Origin of the sequence: Celeribacter baekdonensis, from assembly GCF_900102315.1 — a bacterium.
Lineage (GTDB): Bacteria > Pseudomonadota > Alphaproteobacteria > Rhodobacterales > Rhodobacteraceae > Celeribacter > Celeribacter baekdonensis.
Window position 1 is genome coordinate 587,618 of sequence record NZ_FNBL01000001.1, and the last position, 19,799, is coordinate 607,416.

Consider the following 19,799-nt stretch of genomic DNA (forward strand, 5'->3'; position numbering starts at 1 on the left):
GACTTTCTTGCACCGTGGTAGCCCGGTGGTAGCCGCGTGGTAGCCCGGTGGTAGCCAGAACATGAAAGGCCCGACAATGACCAAGCTCACAAAACGCACTGTTGACGCCGCCAAGGTTCAGCCAAAGCGATATATCCTCTGGGATAGTGAGATCGCGGGCTTTGGCCTTCGCGTCTCTCCCACAGGTAAGAAAACCTATGTCCTCAAATATCGCATCGGCGGCGGACGTGCGGGCCGTGTGCGGTGGGCTGTGATTGGCACTCATGGAACCCTAACCCCTGAGCAAGCGCGTGACGCGGCCCGCGTTTGGGCCTCTGAGGTGGCGCAGGGCGGTGATCCGGCAACGGACAAAGCGGACGCAAGAAAAGCGCCCACCGTCAAAGAGCTTCTGGAAAGCTATGTGAGGGATCACGTCAAAAGAAAGAACAAGGAAAGCACGGCGGCGGATATTGAGCGGCAGGTGGGTAAGATAATCGTCCCCGCACTTGGCAAGCTCAAGGTGGCTGACGTGACCCGCCCGGACATTGCCAAATTTCACAACGCGCTTGCCGCCACGCCATACCAAGCCAACCGCGCCCTTGCCACACTCTCTAAGGCGTTCAACCTTGCCGAAGTCTGGGGGATGCGGCCCGACAACTCCAATCCCTGCTACAAGGTCGAACGCTTCAAAGAAAAGGCGCGGGAACGCTTTTTAAGCGCAGTTGAGTTCCAGCGCTTGGGTGAGACCCTGACGCGGGCAGAACGCGAACCCATGACGCAGACAAAGGCGGGCCGGGATCGCTTGATTAGAGTGAACCCCGAAGCCATCCGCGCAATCCGTCTCTTAATCTTCACGGGTGCCCGCGTTGGCGAAATCTTGTCCCTCCGTTGGGAATACATCGACGCCGAAACAGGCCGCGCAAACTTGCCGGATTCAAAGACCGGAAAAAAGGTGTTGCAACTCCCTGCCCCGGCCCTTGAGGTTCTGAACCTCTCAAAGCGGCCCGACAACGGCAAAGGCTTTGTGATCCGGGGCGGTGACGCCTCAAACCCTGAGGCCCCTCTGGTGAACCTCAAAGACCCTTGGTTGATGATCCGCACGGCGGCTGGGCTTGAGGACGTGCGCCTCCACGATCTGCGCCACGCCTTTGCATCGGTCGCGGTCACCGGGGGCATGTCACTGCCGATGATTGGCGCTTTGCTGGGCCACCGCGAAACGCAAACCACACAGCGATACGCTCACCTTGCGGACGATCCTCAGAAGGCGGCGGCGGGTCAAATCGCCTCCCGGATTTCTGACGCAATGCGCGGCGGAGACGGCGGCGCTGAGGTGATCCCGTTGCCAAAAAGAGGATGATCTGAGCGGCATATTTAGGGGGCGGCACCTGCCCGGCCAATCAATATCTAGGGGCCACTCCCACGCCGTTACGTTCTCATACACACTCTAAAACCGTGTTACTTCTGTTACTCTGTTACCTTACCATCAACTTATTGATTTTAATATAAAATATCGTAACTATTTTTTGTGACCAAGAGTTTGGGTTTTGTTACTTGTTACCTTTTTCAGCCGCCAAACCCGCCCAGCGCACCCTGATGCAAGAATATGAAAGAGCGCCCCGCGCTGGGCGGGTGTCAAAAATCGCCTTAAATCGCCTGTTTTTCCGACTTTATGAAACACAACATATAGTGTCTTGGCGATGTGCTCAACCGATGACAAAAAACTTATCCACAGCCTTCACAACTCCGATTCCGATGTGAGATATTACAGTGTGGGCGGCTAGGGTAGCTCCCGAACATGGCAGACCTCACGCGCCATTGTCGTCCACTTCTAAACGCGTGAGTACAGGAGTGTGGGGGCACATGAACACAGCATTTGAAATGTTTGACGATAGCGCGTTTGCGGAAATGGCGCGGGTGGCTCAATCTATAGAGCGAATAAACACAGCACATAAATTTGACGACAACACATCTGCTAAACTGGCGCTGGCCGCTCGCTCGATGGAACGCATAAGCACGCAGATCGGTGAGACAATCCCTAAGGATTTTTCCAAACGCCTCTCTTCGCATCTTCAAGGAATCGACTTTAAGAACACCATCCAATGGCAAGAGGGGATGTTTGACCAGATCGCAAACAGCCTTTCTATTCCAAATCTCCCCGCTCTTACCTCTCTCTCGGATAGTTTAACGGATACTGCGGAACGGATGCGCCGTTCCCTTGTCGTTCCCACGCTTATTCGCCCCACTCCTGAGGAGGTCGCTTCACCAAATACGGAAACCGCGCCGCCTCCTAGGAACAAAGGTGGGAGGCCATCATACGCATGGCGATATGTGGGCATGGAATTATTAGCCATTGATCTACTGCGGCGCGGCGAAGAGAAAAGCCGCCACGGGTGCGCAAAACGGCTGGTGGCGACATTTGGCTTCACGCCAAGTCATAACACTTGGGTTGAAAAGAGCGGGCTAATTGTATTTGGAAACAGTGAGCGCGCGGCAATTGATCGCCTTTCCGAATACTTAAAAAACTTCATAACTTAAACAGGTTGACATAGTTTCCGCGAAAAACAGAAGAGCTTTTCAGTAAAAAGAACAGGGTTTTCGGAAAAGACAATCGTGCCGCACTTGCACAGTTTCATTCCATGCAACGCAAATGGAAAGGATGTTGTGCAATGTTTGAACTCTTGCAACCTGATCGCCTACTTTCTCGCTCTGAAGTAGAACTGAACTTTGGCGTATCGCGCCGCTTTCTCGAAGTCTCCGCTGTGCGCGGTGACGGCCCGCCGATGATCAAGATTGGCCGCTCTGTCCGCTATCGCGTGGGGGATCTGCGTGAGTGGATTGAGGCCCGCAAGGTCACGTCCACCTCTCAGGAGGTGCAATAATGACCACCCGCGTCCCAACTCCTAAAATCTTTATCGGGTCGGATGGGCAATTGAGCTTAGGGCGGGCGGATCAAACTCGCTTTCACAAGCTTGATCTGACCAATCACGACGAAACCATGCTGGAAAAGCTGGGGTTTGTAATCAAAGCTTACAACCGCTTTGCGGCTTTCATTGAAGCCGTTGAACGCGTTGAAACGGTTATCCAAAAATACGAAAGCCTTGGGCTTCCGCTGCGGGAGGACAAATCCCATGACTGAGGCCGAACGCATTACCCGCGCGCTTGGGGGCGAATGGCGCGGCTCTTCTGGCCTTGCGCCCTGCCCGATCTGCCAACCTGAGGGGCGGCGCGATCAACGGGGCTTGTCTCTCTCTGATAGCGCTGGGCGGCTCTTGGTGCATTGCCATAAGAGCGGCTGCGATGTGTTGCGGGACTTGCAAGCCCGCAATCTGACCGACACACCGCGCGACCGCGTGCCCTATGATCCCGAAGAGGCCCTGCGCCGCAAGGCCGAAGAGCGCAAACGCGAGGCCAAGCGCCTCAAGACGGCCCATGATCTTTTCGCGGAAGGCGTCTCTTGCGAGGGCACCGCCGCACAAGCCTACCTTGAGGGGCGCGGCATTATGGGGATGCGGTTCAACCGGATCGCCCGCACCCTGCGCTTTCATCCTTCTGCCCTTCACGGGGCCTCCGGCCAACGTCTCCCGGCGATGTTGGCGCAAATCCGTGGCCCCAAAGGCGAACCGTTGGGCGTACACCGCACCTTTCTTAAACCGGACGGCAGCGGCAAAGCCGATGTTGAGCCGCAAAAGATGATGCTTGGGCCGTCCTCCGGGGGCGCTGTGCGCTTTGGGCCGGACAATCGGGTGATCGCCCTTGCGGAGGGTATTGAGACCGCTCTGTCCGTGTCTCAGGCCTCCCGCCTGACGGTCTGGGCCACCTTGTCCACCTCTGGCCTCAAAGGGCTGATCCTGCCGCCGCCTCCCGTGGCGGAGGTGATCGTGATTGCGGCGGACCATGATCCTGCGGGGATCTCGGCGGCGGAGCAAACGGCAGAACGCTTTGAGCGCGAAAGCCGCGCGGTGTCGGTGATCTATCCACGCTCTCCGGGGAGCGACTTTAACGACCTTTTGAGCGAGGCGGACCAATGAGCGAAAAAGACATCGCGCGGCTGGTCGAAGAGGCCGCACAAGAGGCCGAAGCCAAGAAACAAGGACGCGCTGGGCGGGGCGGAAAGGCCCAGACGCGGACCAAGAAAGGCCGCTTTCCGTTCAAGGTCGAAAAGGGCTTTGTGTGGCACGAAATCGACGAAAACACGGAGGACGGCGGCACCCGCAAAAAATGGTTGCCCTTTGTCTCTGAGGTTCACGTCAAAGCCGCCACCAGATCGCCCGACAGCGACGATTGGGGCCTTCTCTTGGTGGTTGTGGACCCTGACGGGCAGGAACATGAATGGCCCATGCCTCAGGCGCTCCTTGCGGCCTCTGGTGAGGCCTTGCGGGCCGAACTCTTGCGGCTTGGGATGCGCCCCGCGCTGGGTAGTCGCAAATGGAAAGAATGGCTGACCGAGTACCTGGTCTGTGCGTGCCCCGAAGAGCGGGCGCGCTGTGTCGGGTCGATCGGCTGGCACGGGGAAACCTTCGTCCTGCCGGATGAGGTGTTTTCCAATGCCGAGAGCAAAGAGCGGATTGTGCTACAAAGCACGGCCCGCCTCGAACACGCCTACAACCAAAAGGGCACCCTTGCCTCATGGCGTGACGCAATCTCGGTTCCGTCCTTGGGCAATTCCCGGCTTGTGCTGGCTATCTCCGCCGCCTTTGCCGCGCCCCTCTTGACCATCACGGGGGATGAGAGCGGCGGGTTTCACCTGCGCGGCGGGTCATCGCTTGGCAAATCCACCGCGCTTGAGGTGGCCGGGTCTGTTTGGGGTGGCGGCAATCAGGGCGGCTATAAGAAGACATGGCGCGCGACAGACAACGCTCTTGAGGGCGTGGCCGCGATGCACAACGGCGCGCTCCTGTGCCTTGATGAGCTTTCTCAGGTCGATGCCAAAGCGGCGGACAAGGCCATTTACATGCTGGGCAACGGCACGGGCAAAGGTCGTCAAAACAAAGAGGGCAACCTGAAAAAGGAACAGACGTGGCGCACCCTGTTCCTGAGCAACGGCGAGGTGTCCTTGGCCGATAAGCTCAATGAGGCGGGCAGCAAAACGGCGGCGGGCATGGAAGTGCGCTTGATCGACCTGCGCGCCGATGCCGGGGCGGGCCTTGGCCTTTTCGACCAAGTGCCCAACGGCGTCACCCCTGCGGAGTTTTCCCAACGCCTCAAGGCTGCATCCGGGGCACATTATGGCACAGCGGCACGGGCGTTCTTGCGGGAACTGGTCGGGGATCTCCCGTGCTTTCGTGACGAACTGGCAAAGCTGCGCCGGGATTTTCTCGCGGATGCCGTGCCGCCCGGTGCGGACGGTCAGGTGCGCCGGGTGGCGGATCGCTTTGCGCTGGTGGCCGCTGCGGGGGAAATGGCCTCTGTGTTTGATGTGACGGGCTGGCCCTCAGGTGCCGCGCGTGAGGCGGCGTTGCGGTGTTTCAAGGATTGGGTTTCTGAGCGGGGCGGTATTGGATCGGGTGAGGTGGCGGACGCACGGCGGCGCATTGCGGAGGCGATTGAGATTTATGGTCAGGCGCGGTTTCAGGATTGGAGCAATCGGGACCGGGCGGTCATTGCGCCCCGTTGGGGCTATGTCAAAGGCTGGGAAGAGGATGAGGACGCCGAAGCGGTCGGGCGGTGGCGCAAGCTGGAATATGATTGGTTTTTCACCAGTAGCGGCCTGAAAACCGTCCTCAGCGGGTTGGATTTCAAATCCGTGGTTTCAAGCCTGTTGGATCAAGGGGTGATCGTCGCCCAAGGCCCCACCAAAGGCCCCACCAAAACCTTTCACGTTCCGAACGCGGGCGGCAAGGTCCGGCTCTATCAAATCAACGCAGCGGCGCTGGGCGATGATTTAGACGCCTCTGAGGGGGATGCAGCGTGAGCATGACGCCCGACAAGTGGGATCGCCTGAGACGGGTCTTTGCGCCCGTCTCAACCGCCCCGACGCAACCGCCGCTCTATGACCCCCGGCAAGATCCTGAGATTGCCCGCGACATGGCCGAAGAACGCGCCGCAATCCTTGAGTTCGACGCCGGGTTTAGCCGCGAGGAGGCGGAGCGGCGGGCGTTTGGGGGGATCAAGTGGCGGTAAGGCGGTTACCCATTTAGGGATGACAGCGCCAAGGCAAATGAGAGAGCGGCCCATACCCGCCGTTCGAACTCCCTCCGAAATGCTGTATATTGGCCGTCACAGGAGACATTCGCTGCAACGGCATGATCCCAACACTATCCGCAAGGTGCTTCACTTGTACGAGTTCAATCCCGAACCTCAAACTCCTTTAGGTCTTTGCCTACCAAACAACGCAGTGTGCTGCGTTCAGGATCGAATATCGCGAGAAAGTCTTGTTTGTTGGAAAGGGAACCGAATAAACTCACCGAACTTAACTTGTTCCATCTCCGCTCCGATGTGTACTCTCCCACTAGTACCGATCCGATAAATTGGCCCGAAACTGTAACATCGTAGATATCTGGAGACTTTTCGGCGCTTCCTGTCATCGCAAAAGCATTGTCTGTTTGGTTTCTTTGATAGCTTCCCTTGGCTACGACACGGTCATTTTCCTTGCTCACAACAAGTGAGACTTCGTTATCGATCCATGTTTTGCCGATTTCAGAAGGCATGGTTTGCCATATGAAATGTCCAACCGCAGATAGAAACTGGCTTAGTTCTGGTGCGCCCTCAAGTTTATTTGCTTTGTTTTTCTTTTCATCCGAGGGAATCGCGTCGAGCCGCACTTGTGAGATCGCGACGTTTTCGTGTGCGGAATCTATATCTTTCGCTCGTTGAAGTTCGTTCTGGGCTTCTTTCAAAAAGCCTGCAGACATTAGTCTCTCTGAAAGGTTGCTCATCGCTAGAGTCTCGCCTTGGTTGGCGGCAGCTTGATAAGCAGATACAGACATACCAGACAGTGAAAAACTTTGATAAACTACACCCAAATTATTCCAAGTGGTCGGGTCGCGTTGGGCATAGGGGATCTTTTCATAGTGATACATTGTAAGCGAATTATTATCATTTTCGGAATGCGCATATGCAAGTTGAAACCGTTTCTGCGTATCTGCGGGATCGATTTCCAACTCTCGCTCCATCAATGCTAACTTCAGAATCTTGTTTTCATCGTGCCAAGCAGGCAATTGCTCCAGCGTCGAAATTAGGAATTTTTCGTCCTCCGACGACTCGACCAAAGAGCGCATTTCCGAGATTGTGGTTTCTACACCATCTTTGTCTCCGAGAGTCTGGTACACTCTTGCAAGGTTAGCCAACGCACCCCGTTTTTCTTGTTTGCTTTCACTATTGTCCAAGGCACTCTGGAAATGCTCCTTCGCCCGCTTGTAATCTTCAAAATGCTCGTATGCTTGGGCCAAGTTTTCCTGAATTTTTGGGTTATCTGGATACTTATCGGCAATCAATTTTATTTCCGGCAAACGGTTCTCATCAGTGTATCGCGTCTTATTTAAATGACATGACGCATCCCAAACAGCCGCTGCCTCAGAATTGGATCCGACCCTTCCGAGCCAAGCTTCTGAGATAACCTTCGCGCGTTCTTGATCCCCAACAATCGCCGCCTTGAAATATTCGAATTCAAACTTCCACTCGCCCCACGTCGCGTTTGGATCTTCTATGCCATGATCTACTACTTCTTCATGGTCTTCGCCTGATGCGATGCCCTCGCTCAGAGAGGCGCGTGCTCGGCCGACACGCGAACCTTGCATGTTCGTTATCATCCCCAAAATACTGCTGAATGACTTTTCAATCGCGTCTCTATCGAACGGAATGTACTCAATATTCCCTTGCAAGCTGCCCGGTTGTCTTACGCCCCTTTGAAGTAGGATGATGATTTTCATCTTTCGCCCGATCGCCAGACCAATTTCTTGAATGATCCAATCAGAAGTTTTTGTTTGGAGGTCCTCTTTTTCTATTTTAAGACGTTTTCCAAACCGCGAACTGTTGAATTTATTGTCTTTTGCAACGCACTCATTTGGCGTGCAAATGCCGATGAACAAGTTCCGGCCTTCGATGAGATCAAGTACCTTAAATGCCACCTCATCAGGGCGTGGATCGGTAGCGTGAACCCAATCGAAATTGTGGCTCTTGGCAATTTGGTCAAAAAAATCAGTAAATTTCCTCACCACAGCTTCATCTTCTGGCAGGAAACTGTGCCCCACGAATGCGTTTATCTCTGCCATGTTTGTAACTATTGCTCCGTTGATCATGAAATAATTTTCCCAAGCCTCAGCTAAAAGCTAACCTAGCTGCGTCTAGACTTTTAGCTTCAATCTCCCTTTTGGAAAGTTCTTGCTTGTAGAAAGAAGCGAGTGCTGCATTGAAGGTCTGCTTTCCATCTTCTGGGGCGATTTGTTCGCACCACAGAGTATTATTAGAATCCGTCCGTCCACACCTAAATTAAGAACCCCAGCCCTTTACTGTTGGAAAAAACCTCTTTTCAGCCGATCATAGCAGAGCATTCCGGACTTAGGTTACGTTCCTTCGCCGGACTTTAACACCACACCCCCGCCCAGCGCTTGCTCTCCCTCATCAAGAAACTGAACCCCATGCGCCTCTAGCGCAGCTTTGACGGCTTCAACGGTTTCTTGTGACACAAGCCCCTTATGTTCTGGCTTCCCCTCTATACGCCGCAATGTGATGAGAGGGACGCCCGCGCTTTCGCATAGCTGGGCTTGGGTCAATCCGGCCAGAACGCGCCCCGCTTTAATTTGTGCTTTGATGTGATCCATTGCGTCTTTCCTTGGTGGTAACTTTTTCTCACTGATACACTTGTTATCACCTCAGTCTAGTGATATATAGTTATCACCAAGTGAAGGAGGCAACCATGACAATCAACCTTTCCACCCTCATGTCCGAAGCATGGAAAATCATCCGGCGCTTTCGGGGCAATGGTGAACCCCTTCGGGACTTGCTGTCCCGCGCGCTCAAGTCTGTTTGGTGGCGCGCCAAACGGGACGCCGCCATTGCCGCCGCAGCGGCGGCGCGCAAGGCCCGTGATCTGGCCGAACGTGCCCGCCCTGCCGCTGTAATCTTCGCGGATATTCTCAGCCTCGAAAACAAAAGCCGCCTTGGCGTTGACGGCATTCATCGCCTGTCCGCCCTGCGCGCGGCGTATCGCACCGCCCTTGCCAATGAAAGGAACGCCGCATGACCCAACGCGTGACCCGCCGCACCCTCTTGATCTCCCTCCCAGCCGCTGGGGTGACCGCCGCCCTGCCCGCGCCCGGACATGCACAGGGCCACGGCACACCCGCCCAGCGCCTCTTTCTCGAATGGCGCACAGCGATTGCACAAGAACAAGCGGCCTATGATGCGGATGAGAGCGACGAGGTTTGCGCGCGGCTTTTGAAGGGACGCACAGCGCTTGAGGACAGGCTCATGGACACGCCCAGCCAAACGCCGCGAGATCTCCTTTGCAAGATTGCCGCCTATACCAATTTCGGCCTGTTCGCCCTGCCTGAGACCATCGGCCAAACTCAAATCTGGAATGAAGCCCGCGCCCTGATCGGCGACGCATAACCCACAAGCGAACGAAAGGAACGCGCATGACCAAGCTCCGCCCCATCCCATACACCGCAAATCAGGAGACGCACGGTTTGGCTTTGGCCGCTGATGTTGTTTACACCTCTGAGATTGCACAGATCGACAGGTTGCGGGAACGGCAAGCGGCCTATCGTGCGTCTCTCCCCACATCGGTTGAGGCCGCAAACCGCGAGGCTATATCGGTTCTCTCTGACCTCATTGAACCCGACGAACGCGGTGGCTTTCTTGAGGCCCTGCACCTTTCTATTGCTCTGGGCGCGATGATCAAAAAGGACGGGAACGCGTTGGGGTGCGTTGGCCCAGAAAGAGACGCGGCGATTTTTGTGTCTGAGCGGGTATCGGATGCCCTTCTACAGGTTCACGGCGAGCTTGAGCATATGAACACGGCGCTTCGGACGCCCATCGGCATTGGATAAGGCGGCAACCGCCTAAATTCCCCATTTGATTGAACACGGCCTAGGGCAAGCGCTCTGGGCCTTTTCTGTATCCCCCGCGCCCCGGTAGGGCATGTGGCACTGTCGCGCCAAAATATCCGGCTACAGCACTGCGCGGCACGGATTGCCGCGAAAGGCCAAGGCCCAGACAAAAAAGCCCATGCGGTCCGCGCCCTCGGGGCATCGGCTGACCGCTCTGCGCCATATGGGGGGGGGGTATGCTGAAAATCTCGGATTTAGGCTAGGAACCGGAGAGAGGACTATTATTTTCGCAAGTGTGTAAATAGGGAAAAAAGACCAAGGTGAAATTAGTTTTTGTTTATTTTCAATGAGTTATGCGTAACAGGGTAACAAAAGTTAAATTGGGTTTTGTTACCACCCAAACCAAATAAAATATAATAATAACAATAGTTTATAGAATAGGTAACAGAGTAACAGAAGTAACAGGGGTTTTAGTCACGCCGGATTTGGTTTTCCGCTGAGGGTCAGACCTGAGGCGCATCCCCCTGTCTGAATTTCGAACGCCGCCACCCGGCGCGGCCCGTCAACCAAGTGGGATCTCCCCCCGACCGGATTGCCCTTTCCGCTTCATGTCTTGAACACGATCACAGCAAGCGCGACCTCTCCCCCTGCCCATCCGGGGCGCGGGGATTCTATAGGCTCAAATCACCGCGAAATTCTGCACGGTGGTAGCCCGGTGGTAGCCAGAGTTTTTTGGATCATCGCCCAAATCGTGTAAGTCATTGATTTTAATGGTACCACCACCCCGGCTCGAACGGGGGACCTCCTGATCCACAATCAGGCGCTCTAACCTACTGAGCTATGGCGGCACTGGCGGGGGATTTACCTGTCCCTCCACCTGAATGCAAGGGCAGTTTACGAAAATATCCACCCAAATCAAAGCGGCTTGTGATCAAACGCCCAAGGTGGTGCGCCTTGGCTAAGCTGACCCTGCGCCCTCTTGTCATCCAGAGCCCAAAGTCGTACTTCCTTTTGGGTCGAAAAGGAGCCAAGCGCATGGGCATCAACTCGGAACAAGATATCGAAGCAAATCTGCAAATCGGGCCAACCTCGCTTGGCATGGTGCGTTTGTTCATCGAGGCCAAGGGCGTTGAAATCCCGATGGATTTTGAACCCGAAGAGGCCGAAGAGATCGCCGAAGAGCTTTGCGCCGCCGCCGCCCAAGCGCGCAAACTGGCGAAATAGGCCTCAACCACCAAACAGCGCCGCCACGCCCGGATCGCGGTAGCTTTGCAACCGCAGCGCGGCTTGGCGCGCGAAACTCAGGTGTAAAACCTTGCGCCGTGCTGTGGGCAGCTTGTTTTCATCCGGCATCCGAACAATCTCCGCGCCATAGCCATCAGCAAGGATCAACCCGGTCTCCTCGGGCAAAATCTCCGTCGGAAACACCTGATCCACCGCAAAGAAATACCGATCACACCAAGGCAGATAGCCCTGCCATTTGCTGTCCGACATGAAATCGGCGCGGCTTGATTTGCACTCAACCACCCAGATCTCCCCCTTCGGCCCCAGCCCCATCACATCAACGCGCAATCCGCGTGTGGGCACCATTTCCTCGACGCAGGTGACATCAAGCGTGCGCAAATACCGACAGACCCCGCGCGCCAGAACCTGGCCGGGTTTGGTGTGAACGGGTGGACAGGGAAAATGGGCGGGATCATCGGTTTGCATAGCCCAAAGGTGAACAAACCGTAAACAAATCGCAAGCGAAAATTCACTCTTTCCCGTTTCCGCAGTCCCTCTATTGTTCACCCATGCTTGATCCGTCCCCCTATCTCACGCTTTGGTCTTTACATGCGCCCCTCCCGCTCAAGACAGAGGGCCATGCCCATGTCTGGCGCGTGATGGACGCAAAAGGGCAAGCCGCCGCGCTCAAACTGTTTCAGCCCGGCAAAGGTGGCAGCGAACGGGCGGCAGAGCCGTGGGACCGCGCCTTTGGGGCCTCGGGTCTCATCGCCCGGTTGCGCGCGGCCCATTCGGATGCGCTTTTGTTCGACTGGGTCGAGGGCGCGCCTTTGGGCGATCTGTCGCGAAACGGTCACGATGACCGGGCCACGTCAGAGTTGGCGTGTTTGACCGCCGCTCTTCTGCGCGCCGCACCAAAACAGGCCCAAGGCTTTGCCGCCCTGCCCGACTATACCCGCGCGCTCAGGCGCTTTGCCGGCGACCCACGCCTCCGGGCCTCGGAACATGCCGCAATGATGCGCGCCAAGGCCTTGATCGAAACCCTGCTGATCAGCACGGAACGGGTGCAACCGCTGCATGGCGATTTGCATCATGACAATGTGATTGGGACGCCCGGCCACTGGACGGTGATTGATCCCAAAGTGATCTGTGGCGACCCGCATTATGAGCCCGCCAATGCCTTTCGCAATCCAAAGGGGGCAAAGGACGAAACCCTGTCCGTTGCGCGTTTCGCACGGATGGCCGAAGCCTATGCCCATGAAACCGGTCTGGATCGTCAGCGGCTTTTGGACTGGGCAGTGGTCAAATGCGCGCTCTCCATCTGCTGGACCTTGGCCGCTCCAGCCGCCCAGCCGCCGCGCCTTGACCTGATCCGCCTGCCGCGCCTGCTGCGCCTATCGCGGGGCGGCCCCTTGTCTTTGGCCCGCTGACGGACTATCTCCTGCGGTGGCGGGATCTGCTCGTTTCGTACATATGGGTGCAAGACTCCGGTGGCCTTAAGCAACCGAAAGGGGGCTGGCTCTGTCCAGACCGTGGTTTGGTTATCTGGCGCCCACCTGAATATTCAGGCTTCGGGAGCAACGCACTGCTACGGATGCTGTGGTCCCCCGCCACTTTCAAACACGAAACGCGCCCTCGCTTTGGGCGCGTTTTGTTTATGCTTTGACGAGGATTTAAGCGACGGGGATTTAAGCGCGATCGCTGTGCTCAACCCGGATCGGTTCCAACACGCGCAGCGGAATATCATCGTGTTTGCCGCCATGGTCGTCATCGTCTTTCCCGGCCATCCGCATGATCGTGATCGCGAATTGCACGCCGGAAAACACCACACCATTGGCCAGCCATAGAATCAGCGCCGCAAGCCAACCAATGTCGGAATGGGTCACAAGGTGCCACATATTGGCGACGTTGAAATAGAGCAGCGCAGCGACAAAGGTCGCTGAAATGGCAAAGCCGATCAGCACCTGAGTGATGTAAAGTTTGATGAGCTTGGGCATGGCAGCGCTCCTATGCGAGAACATATTCACAAGATGTAGCATGTTTTGGTGGATTTTCCACGTCCCCTTTCGCCGCAGGGGGCATGTCCCCCCTCAACGCGACAACGCCCCGACGATTGCGGGGCGTTTGCTTCGAGAAGGTTCAAAACGCGTCAAAACGCGCCTCACCTGTTGATGTGCTCCGCGCTCAGGCCTCAAAAGGCCTCGGGTCTCACTTCGCGGGCCATATGATCCAACACCGCGTTGACGAATTTCGCCTCGCGCCCCTCGGGGTAAAACGCTTTGGCCACGTCGACAAATTCCACAATCACCACTTTCGGCGGCGTCAGCCCGGACAAAAGCTCCGCCCCCGCCGCCCGGAAAATCGCCCGCAGCGTCGAATCAATCCGCGCAATCGGCCATTTCGCCACCAGCGCGCGGTCGGTCATTTGGTCGATCTTGGCCTGTTCATTGACCGCCACTTCGGTGATCTCATGGAACAGGTCGCTGTCGCCGTCGATGAATTCGCCCTCTTCCTCGGTCACCAGACCAAAGAAGAAATCGTAAAACTGGCGGCGCACCTTATCGACCGTCATGTCAGAGGCTTCCATCTGAAACAGCGCCTGCACCGCATAGAGGCGCGCGGCAGATTTCTTTTCGCGCTTTGAGGGCGGTTTCAAATGGTCGGTGTTGTCAGAGGTCATGCGTTTTTCGGTCCTGTGGATTCACTTGCCTGAGTGTCTTGGGCCATACGGATCGCGTCGGAATGAAATCCCACGCCCTTGCTCGGGTTTGCCCATTTGCGCGAAAGCGCGATGAGATGCAAGGCCGCAGCCGCCGCTCCACCACCTTTATTTTGCCCCTTGGCCTCGGCGCGCACCACAGCTTGCTCACGATTTTCGACCGTCAGGATGCCATTGCCGATGCACAGCCCTTGCAAGCCCATGAGTTGCAAAGCCCGCGAGCTGTCGTTGCAAACCGTGTCATAATGGGTGGTTTCGCCCCGGATCACACAGCCCAGCGCGACATAACCGTCAAAGTTCGACATTTTATCAGCGATGGAGATCGCGGTCGGCACTTCCAAAGCGCCGGGCACCTCGACCAGATCCCAGGTGCCGCCAACCTCTTCGGTCACAGCCTTGGCGCCTGCGACCAATTCGTCGGCAATGTCTTTGTAATAAGGCGCGACCACGATCAAAAGTTTGACCGGCTTGTCGAATGTCGGCAGATCGAGGATGTGGTGCTGTTCATTCGCGGCCATGTCTTAGCCCTCCTGAGAAATCTTGCGCGTGCCGGTGATGGTCAGGCCAAAGGCCTCAAGCCCCGGCACTTTCGGCTGTGGGTTGTCAGTGACAAGGATCAGATCATGCAGGCCAAGGGCGGCCAGAATCTGCGCGCCGATGCCGTACTGGCGCAGGGTGTGCGGCGAGGCTTCATCCGCGGCCAGCTTCATCGTCAGGTCTCGCAGCAAGACCACGACGCCCCGGCCCTCATGCGCGATCACATCCATCGCGCCTTCGATTTCGCGCGAGGTTTTGCCAATGCCCAACACGTCTTCAAGCGGATTGAGCGCGTGCATCCGGGTCAGAACCGGCGCGGGCGTGGTGATGTCACCCTTGGTCAAAACGATATGTTCCGCGCCTTGCAGCACGTCGGAATAGATCGTCATGTCCCATGCGCCGCCAAATTCCGACACCACTTCGCGGTGGGCGGTTTTGGTCACAAGGTTGTCGTGACGGCGGCGGTAGGCGATCAGATCGGAGATGGTGCCGATTTTCAGCCCGTGTTTTTGCGCGAAGGACACAAGGTCCGGCAGACGCGACATGGTGCCATCCTCGTTCATGATCTCACAGATCACCGAGCTGGGCTGAAGCCCCGCCAGACGCGCCACATCGACACCGGCCTCGGTGTGACCGGCGCGGACCAACACACCGCCGTCGCGGGCCCGCAGCGGGAAAATATGTCCCGGCGTGGCAATGTCAGCGGCGGTTTTCGACGGGTCAATCGCCACGGCGACGGTGCGCGCGCGATCATGGGCGGAAATCCCGGTGGACACGCCCTCTTTCGCCTCGATCGAAATGGTGAATGCGGTTTCGTGGCGCGAGGAATTGTTCGACGCCATCATCGGCAGGCCCAGCGCGTCAATCCGTTCCCCGGTCAGCGTCACACAGATCAGACCGCGCCCATGGGTGGCCATGAAATTGATCGCTTCTGGGGTGGCCATTTGCGAGGGGATCACCAGATCACCTTCGTTCTCGCGATCTTCGTGATCAATCAGGATAAACATCCGCCCGTTGCGGGCATCCTCGATGATTTCCTCAATCGGGGAAATCGCGGTGTCGTAGCTGTCAGTCTCTGTGATGTCGGACATGGTCTCGGGCGGCCTCTTGATCCTTAGGGTGCCTCTCCGTACAGCGTCATGATCGCAAATGCCAGTCAAACGCGCAGGGCGAGGACGATGATGCGCGCACAATTGCGCTGCATTTTCGCGATTCTCCAAGGCCCGTCTGGAAGGCCCGTCTGGTCAGGCCGTAAAAAACGCAGGGGCCGGGATAAATCCCGCCAATTTCCCGACCGCAACCCATTCCGCCTCAAACGGCGCATCATGGATCAGCAAAACAGAATCGCGCGGCAGCTTTGTGCCCTCAAACAGGGCATTCAACGCCGCCCGCTGCGCGCCCCACCCGGCCAAGGGCGCGGGCGCGCGTCCTGCGCGATCAATCCCTGCCAGCGCGGCAATCGTTTCGGTGGCCAAAGGCTGGTGAACCGCCGCGATCCGCGTGGCTTTGATCTGTGCCAGCGTGTCGGCATGGCGCGCGGGCAAACTGTCTCCGGCCCGGATCAGCCGCAGCGCGTTCGACGAGAACAGAAATCCCAAAACATCGCGCCCGGTGCTGGCCCGGATCGAGGCGTAAGACCGATACGGCAAGCCCAGCTCTGCGGCCCGGCGCACCCGCATCCGGATCACTTCGATCGGCAATGTCTCTCCCAACAACCCCTTGCGCGCTTTGCTCCAGGCCAGTTTGCGAAACCTCACGCCGCGATCAAAGGCCGGGCCGTTGTTGTGCCCGATGCCGCTCATGCCTGCCACTCCTGAAGCCGCGCGACATAGCGCGCCAATGTGTCGATCTCCAAATTCACCCGATCCCCGACCTTGGCCGCGCCCCATGTGGTCACCTCCTGGGTGTGCGGGATCACGTTGATGCCAAAGCTGCGGCCCGCCACCTCATTGACCGTCAAAGACGTGCCATTGAGCGCCACCGAGCCTTTCGGGGCAATAAATTTGGCCAGAGCTTCGGGCGCCTCAAAGCTGATCCGCGTGCTCTCGCCCTCGTCCACCATCGCTGTGATCACCGCCACGCCATCGACATGGCCCGACACAATGTGTCCGCCCAATTCGTCGCCCAGCTTCAAGGCGCGTTCAAGATTGACCGGCTTGCCCACCGTCCAGGCGCCGATGTTGGTTTTCGACACCGATTCCGCGCTGATCTGCACGTCGAACCAGTTTTGCGGCGACACGCCAAGCGCCACCACCGTCAAACACACCCCGTCACAGGCGATGGACGCGCCGATCTCGATCCCGTCCACGTCATAGCGACAGCCGATCCGCGCCCGCAAATCGCCGCGCTGCTCCAATTCAAGCACTGTTCCGACGTCGGTGATGATCCCTGTAAACATGCCGCCTCCATGCGTTGATCTTTGGGTTGCGTTTAGGGGTAACGCCCCGCTTGCGCCCCTGCAAGCACCCGCATGACGGGCGCAGAGGGTTTGTTCACCTTTTTGCGCCAAACTGACCCCTGCTCTTTCTCACCTGCGATCTGGCCACGCGCTGCGCCCTTCAGGTCACAAATCCGCCTAATTCTTAATCTAATCGTCAAAATAACAAAGACATTGCCCCTCACATGCCCCAAGAAAGCAACATGCGGATCACACCAAACACCAAAACCTCCTCCAAACGGGTGTTCCTGATGCTTCAGGGCCCGCATGGGCCGTTTTTCTGGGCGCTTGGACGGATGTTGCGCGCGGCAGGGGCGACTGTGTGGCGGGTGGGCTTTAATGCCGGTGATCGCGCCTTTTGGTTTTCGACCAAAACCTTCCTGCCCTATTCTGACCCCGCCGATGATTGGCCCGATCACTTCGCCCAAATCGTCGCCGATAAAAACGTCACCGACATCGTGCTTTATGGCGACACCCGGCCCGTTCATGCCTTGGCGATTGAACGCGCCCGCGCGCTTGGCCTGACCATCCATGTGTTTGAAGAGGGCTATATCCGCCCCTATTGGGTCACCTATGAACGCGGTGGGTCCAATGGCAACTCCTCGCTGATGACCCTCACTGTTGCGGATATGCGCAAGGCGCTTGACACGATTGACCATGACAATATCGAACCGCCCGCGCATTGGGGCGACATGCGCCAACATATCTTTTATGGCGCGCTCTATCATTGGTTCGTGATGTTCCGAAACTCCGCCTTCCGGCATTATCGCGGCCATCGCGAATTGCCGGTCACGCGGGAGTTTTTACTCTATTTCAAACGCTTGATCATGATGCCGCAACATTACATGTCGCGCGCATGGCACACGCGGCGCCTGCTCGCGGGGGGCTTTCCGTTTCACATCGCACTGCTGCAACTCGAACATGACACAAGCTTTCAGGTCCATTCGCCCTATGCGACCATGCCCGAATTCATCGCCGATGTGATCGCGGGCTTTGCATCCGGTGCGCCGCAACACCACCATCTGGTGTTCAAGGCCCATCCTTTGGAAAACGACCGTCGCAACCTCACCCATGAGGTCCGTCGCATCGCTGCCGAATTCGGTGTTGCGGACCGTATTCATTATGTGCGCGGCGGCAAACTTCAGCGGCTGCTGCACACCGCGCGCTCCGCCGTCACGGTCAATTCCACGGCGGGGCAACAGGTGCTTTCCCTCGGCCTGCCGCTCAAAGTGTTTGGCCATGCGGTCTATGACAAGCCGGAATTCGTCTCTCACCAAACTCTGGAAGCGTTTTTCACCCGCCCGGAACGGCCCGACACCCGCGCCTATCGCGACTACCGGCAATTCCTTTTGGAAACCTCGCAAATTCCGGGCGGCTTTTATTCCGCCCGTGGACGCAGACAGCTTTTGCGCCTTGTGGTTGATCTGATGTTGGCGCAAGAGGCCCCCGATGAAGCGCTGTTACACGGCACGGCGCATCCCCGCCAACCCCTGCGCATCGTCACCTGATCCGGGGACATCCACGGAGACAGCGCGCGCGTTCGGTTCAGATCGGATCGCGCTTGGGATTCGCAGTAAAGACCACATCAAAAACACCGCCTAGCTCCCCTATATCATGGGGCATTTTCCCAATTCGACACATCCCCTGTCATTGCAGAGGCCTCCCTGCAACACACTGCCAAAGTCGACGAGCCACACCACCGCCAAACTGGATTTTTGACTCGCTATTCATTAGCCTCCTGATTAAACCCAATAAAAATCGGGGCAGAGGAGATCTATCAGTGACATTTCTGACATCGCGGACCACCCGCGCGGTGACGCTTGTGGCCGTGCTCGCCAGCCTCACGGCCTGTGGCCTGCCAAGATCCGGCCCGAACAAACGCGAAGTCTTCGCAGGGTCTATCCTCAATGAGGGCGATGCCTTTGTCGTCACCGTCAATGACCGCGTGAACGCCGCCAGCGCCCTCAACAATGAGCTTGGCTTTTCCTCCGCCTTTTTGAACGCGGGCGAGATCGGGTCCGACACGATCGCCCCCGGCGATGTCTTGTCCTTGCGCATTTGGGAAAACGTCGATGACGGTCTTTTGGCCGGCGCAGGTGCCAATGCCACCGTGCTCTCCGAGGTTCAGGTGGACGGCGGCGGTTTTATTTTCGTGCCCTATGCCGGTCGGATCAAAGCCGCGGGCAATAGCCCCGAAGCCATTCGCCGCATCATCACCGAAAAACTCGACACGCAGACACCGGACCCGCAGGTTATGGTCACCCGCGCCGCGGGCGATGGCGCGACCGTCACCATCACCGGCAAGATCAACGGCCAAGGCGTCTATCCGATCGAGCGTCCGACCCGCCGTCTGACCGCCATGCTGGCCCGTGCGGGTGGCGTGGGCGTTGAACCCGAAGTGGCACAGATCAAAGTCATCCGTGGTTCGCGTGTTGGGACGATTTGGTTCCAGGACCTCTATGAAAACCCAAAATTCGACATTCCGCTGCGTGATGGCGACCGCATCCTTGTCGAGGCCGACCCACGCTCCTTCACCGCGCTTGGTGCAACAGGTGCGCAACGCGTTGTGCCGTTCGAATCGCGCAATCTGTCCGCGCTTGAAGCCATTGCGCAGGTCGGCGGTCTGCAAACCAATGCCGCCGATCCAACCGGCGTCTTTGTCTATCGCAACGAACCGGAAGAGATTTCCAAACTGGTGCTGGGCCGTGACGACCTCGTCGGTCCGCAGCGCCTGATCTATGTGCTGGATCTGACCCAACCGAACGGGTTGTTCTTGGCCCGCGATTTCCTGATCCGCGACGAGGACACCGTCTATGTGACCGAAGCCCCGTTCGTCCAGTGGCAGAAATCAATTTCGGCGATCACCGGCACGGCTGCCTCGGCCAACACGCTGAGTTCCGCCGTCGGCCAATAA

23 protein-coding genes and 1 tRNA gene are annotated in these 19,799 nt (G+C 57.4%); 14 read left to right on the forward strand and 10 right to left on the reverse strand.

The window, feature by feature from the left end; all coding sequences use genetic code 11:
• Positions 1–76 precede the first annotated feature (76 nt).
• The 7 genes from BLT54_RS02895 (at position 77) to BLT54_RS02925 (ending at position 6,099) form a co-directional block, all read left to right on the forward strand.
• On the forward strand, positions 77–1,336 hold the full coding sequence (locus tag BLT54_RS02895; RefSeq protein WP_074640843.1) for a site-specific integrase: 1,260 nt from the start codon (positions 77–79) through the stop codon (positions 1,334–1,336).
• A 503-nt stretch (positions 1,337–1,839) separates the two neighbouring features.
• Positions 1,840–2,514, forward strand: a complete 675-nt coding sequence (locus tag BLT54_RS02900) for a hypothetical protein (protein WP_074640845.1) — start codon at positions 1,840–1,842, stop codon at positions 2,512–2,514.
• A gap of 131 nt (positions 2,515–2,645) precedes the next feature.
• Positions 2,646–2,858, forward strand: a complete 213-nt coding sequence (locus BLT54_RS02905) for a helix-turn-helix transcriptional regulator (RefSeq protein ID WP_009572725.1) — start codon at positions 2,646–2,648, stop codon at positions 2,856–2,858.
• A complete protein-coding gene (locus BLT54_RS02910; RefSeq protein WP_074640848.1) occupies positions 2,858–3,115 on the forward strand; it encodes a hypothetical protein in 258 nt (85 codons plus the stop codon). The genes BLT54_RS02905 and BLT54_RS02910 overlap by 1 nt, the downstream gene beginning before the upstream one ends.
• The gene (locus BLT54_RS02915) at positions 3,108–4,007 is read left to right on the forward strand and encodes a DUF7146 domain-containing protein (protein WP_074640850.1); all 900 of its coding nucleotides are present in this window, start codon (positions 3,108–3,110) and stop codon (positions 4,005–4,007) included. The genes BLT54_RS02910 and BLT54_RS02915 overlap by 8 nt, the downstream gene beginning before the upstream one ends.
• Positions 4,004–5,890 carry a DUF927 domain-containing protein gene (locus BLT54_RS02920; RefSeq protein ID WP_074640852.1) on the forward strand — a complete coding sequence of 629 codons (1,887 nt, stop codon included), beginning with the start codon at positions 4,004–4,006 and terminating at the stop codon, positions 5,888–5,890. Before BLT54_RS02915 ends, BLT54_RS02920 begins: the two co-directional genes overlap by 4 nt.
• A complete protein-coding gene (locus BLT54_RS02925; protein ID WP_143026720.1) occupies positions 5,887–6,099 on the forward strand; it encodes a hypothetical protein in 213 nt (70 codons plus the stop codon). Before BLT54_RS02920 ends, BLT54_RS02925 begins: the two co-directional genes overlap by 4 nt.
• 164 nt (positions 6,100–6,263) lie before the next feature.
• Here the strand turns inward: BLT54_RS02925 and BLT54_RS02930 are convergent, their stop codons facing one another.
• A complete protein-coding gene (locus BLT54_RS02930) occupies positions 6,264–8,216 on the reverse strand; it encodes a tetratricopeptide repeat protein (protein ID WP_074640856.1) in 1,953 nt (650 codons plus the stop codon).
• A 264-nt stretch (positions 8,217–8,480) separates the two neighbouring features.
• A complete protein-coding gene (locus BLT54_RS02935; protein ID WP_074640858.1) occupies positions 8,481–8,738 on the reverse strand; it encodes a helix-turn-helix domain-containing protein in 258 nt (85 codons plus the stop codon).
• 95 nt (positions 8,739–8,833) lie between these two features.
• Between BLT54_RS02935 and BLT54_RS02940 the strand changes: the two genes are divergently transcribed.
• Genes BLT54_RS02940 through BLT54_RS02950 form a run of 3 tightly spaced genes read left to right on the forward strand, consistent with a single transcriptional unit; the run spans position 8,834 to position 9,968 of the window.
• Positions 8,834–9,160 carry a hypothetical protein gene (locus tag BLT54_RS02940; protein ID WP_074640860.1) on the forward strand — a complete coding sequence of 109 codons (327 nt, stop codon included), beginning with the start codon at positions 8,834–8,836 and terminating at the stop codon, positions 9,158–9,160.
• A complete protein-coding gene (locus BLT54_RS02945; RefSeq protein ID WP_074640862.1) occupies positions 9,157–9,528 on the forward strand; it encodes a hypothetical protein in 372 nt (123 codons plus the stop codon). The genes BLT54_RS02940 and BLT54_RS02945 overlap by 4 nt, the downstream gene beginning before the upstream one ends.
• Positions 9,529–9,554: 26 nt before the next feature.
• Entirely contained in the window at positions 9,555–9,968 is a 414-nt protein-coding gene (locus tag BLT54_RS02950; RefSeq protein WP_074640864.1) for a hypothetical protein, read from the forward strand.
• 771 nt (positions 9,969–10,739) lie between these two features.
• Here the strand turns inward: BLT54_RS02950 and BLT54_RS02955 are convergent.
• Positions 10,740–10,816 (reverse strand) — tRNA-His (locus BLT54_RS02955).
• Between the two features lie 187 nt (positions 10,817–11,003).
• Between BLT54_RS02955 and BLT54_RS02960 the strand changes: the two genes are divergently transcribed.
• Positions 11,004–11,192 carry a DUF6324 family protein gene (locus tag BLT54_RS02960; protein WP_009572740.1) on the forward strand — a complete coding sequence of 63 codons (189 nt, stop codon included), beginning with the start codon at positions 11,004–11,006 and terminating at the stop codon, positions 11,190–11,192.
• A 3-nt stretch (positions 11,193–11,195) separates the two neighbouring features.
• Here BLT54_RS02960 and BLT54_RS02965 read toward each other — a convergent pair whose 3' ends face one another.
• Entirely contained in the window at positions 11,196–11,678 is a 483-nt protein-coding gene (locus BLT54_RS02965) for an MmcB family DNA repair protein (protein ID WP_074640866.1), read from the reverse strand.
• A gap of 83 nt (positions 11,679–11,761) precedes the next feature.
• Between BLT54_RS02965 and BLT54_RS02970 the strand changes: the two genes are divergently transcribed.
• Positions 11,762–12,622, forward strand: a complete 861-nt coding sequence (locus tag BLT54_RS02970) for an aminoglycoside phosphotransferase family protein (RefSeq protein WP_074640868.1) — start codon at positions 11,762–11,764, stop codon at positions 12,620–12,622.
• Between the two features lie 258 nt (positions 12,623–12,880).
• Here the strand turns inward: BLT54_RS02970 and BLT54_RS02975 are convergent, their stop codons facing one another.
• The 6 genes from BLT54_RS02975 to BLT54_RS03000 form a co-directional block, all read right to left on the reverse strand.
• The gene (locus tag BLT54_RS02975; RefSeq protein ID WP_074640871.1) at positions 12,881–13,189 is read right to left on the reverse strand and encodes a hypothetical protein; all 309 of its coding nucleotides are present in this window, start codon (positions 13,187–13,189) and stop codon (positions 12,881–12,883) included.
• A gap of 194 nt (positions 13,190–13,383) precedes the next feature.
• Entirely contained in the window at positions 13,384–13,872 is a 489-nt protein-coding gene (nusB, locus tag BLT54_RS02980) for a transcription antitermination factor NusB (RefSeq protein WP_074640873.1), read from the reverse strand.
• Complete coding sequence (locus BLT54_RS02985) at positions 13,869–14,429, reverse strand: 6,7-dimethyl-8-ribityllumazine synthase (protein ID WP_074640876.1); 561 nt, start codon at positions 14,427–14,429, stop codon at positions 13,869–13,871. Before BLT54_RS02985 ends, nusB begins: the two co-directional genes overlap by 4 nt.
• 3 nt (positions 14,430–14,432) lie before the next feature.
• On the reverse strand, positions 14,433–15,539 hold the full coding sequence (ribB, locus tag BLT54_RS02990) for a 3,4-dihydroxy-2-butanone-4-phosphate synthase (RefSeq protein WP_074640878.1): 1,107 nt from the start codon (positions 15,537–15,539) through the stop codon (positions 14,433–14,435).
• 153 nt (positions 15,540–15,692) lie between these two features.
• Positions 15,693–16,250, reverse strand: a complete 558-nt coding sequence (locus tag BLT54_RS02995) for a hypothetical protein (RefSeq protein ID WP_074640880.1) — start codon at positions 16,248–16,250, stop codon at positions 15,693–15,695.
• Positions 16,247–16,846, reverse strand: coding sequence for a riboflavin synthase (locus BLT54_RS03000; protein WP_074640882.1), 600 nt, complete (start codon positions 16,844–16,846; stop codon positions 16,247–16,249). Before BLT54_RS03000 ends, BLT54_RS02995 begins: the two co-directional genes overlap by 4 nt.
• 242 nt (positions 16,847–17,088) lie before the next feature.
• Here BLT54_RS03000 and BLT54_RS03005 point away from each other — a divergent pair, with 242 nt between their 5' ends.
• Positions 17,089–18,393, forward strand: coding sequence for a capsule biosynthesis protein (locus BLT54_RS03005; RefSeq protein ID WP_245707937.1), 1,305 nt, complete (start codon positions 17,089–17,091; stop codon positions 18,391–18,393).
• A 272-nt stretch (positions 18,394–18,665) separates the two neighbouring features.
• Positions 18,666–19,799 (forward strand): polysaccharide biosynthesis/export family protein, encoded by a 1,134-nt coding sequence (locus BLT54_RS03010; protein ID WP_083351657.1) that lies wholly within the window; start codon positions 18,666–18,668, stop codon positions 19,797–19,799.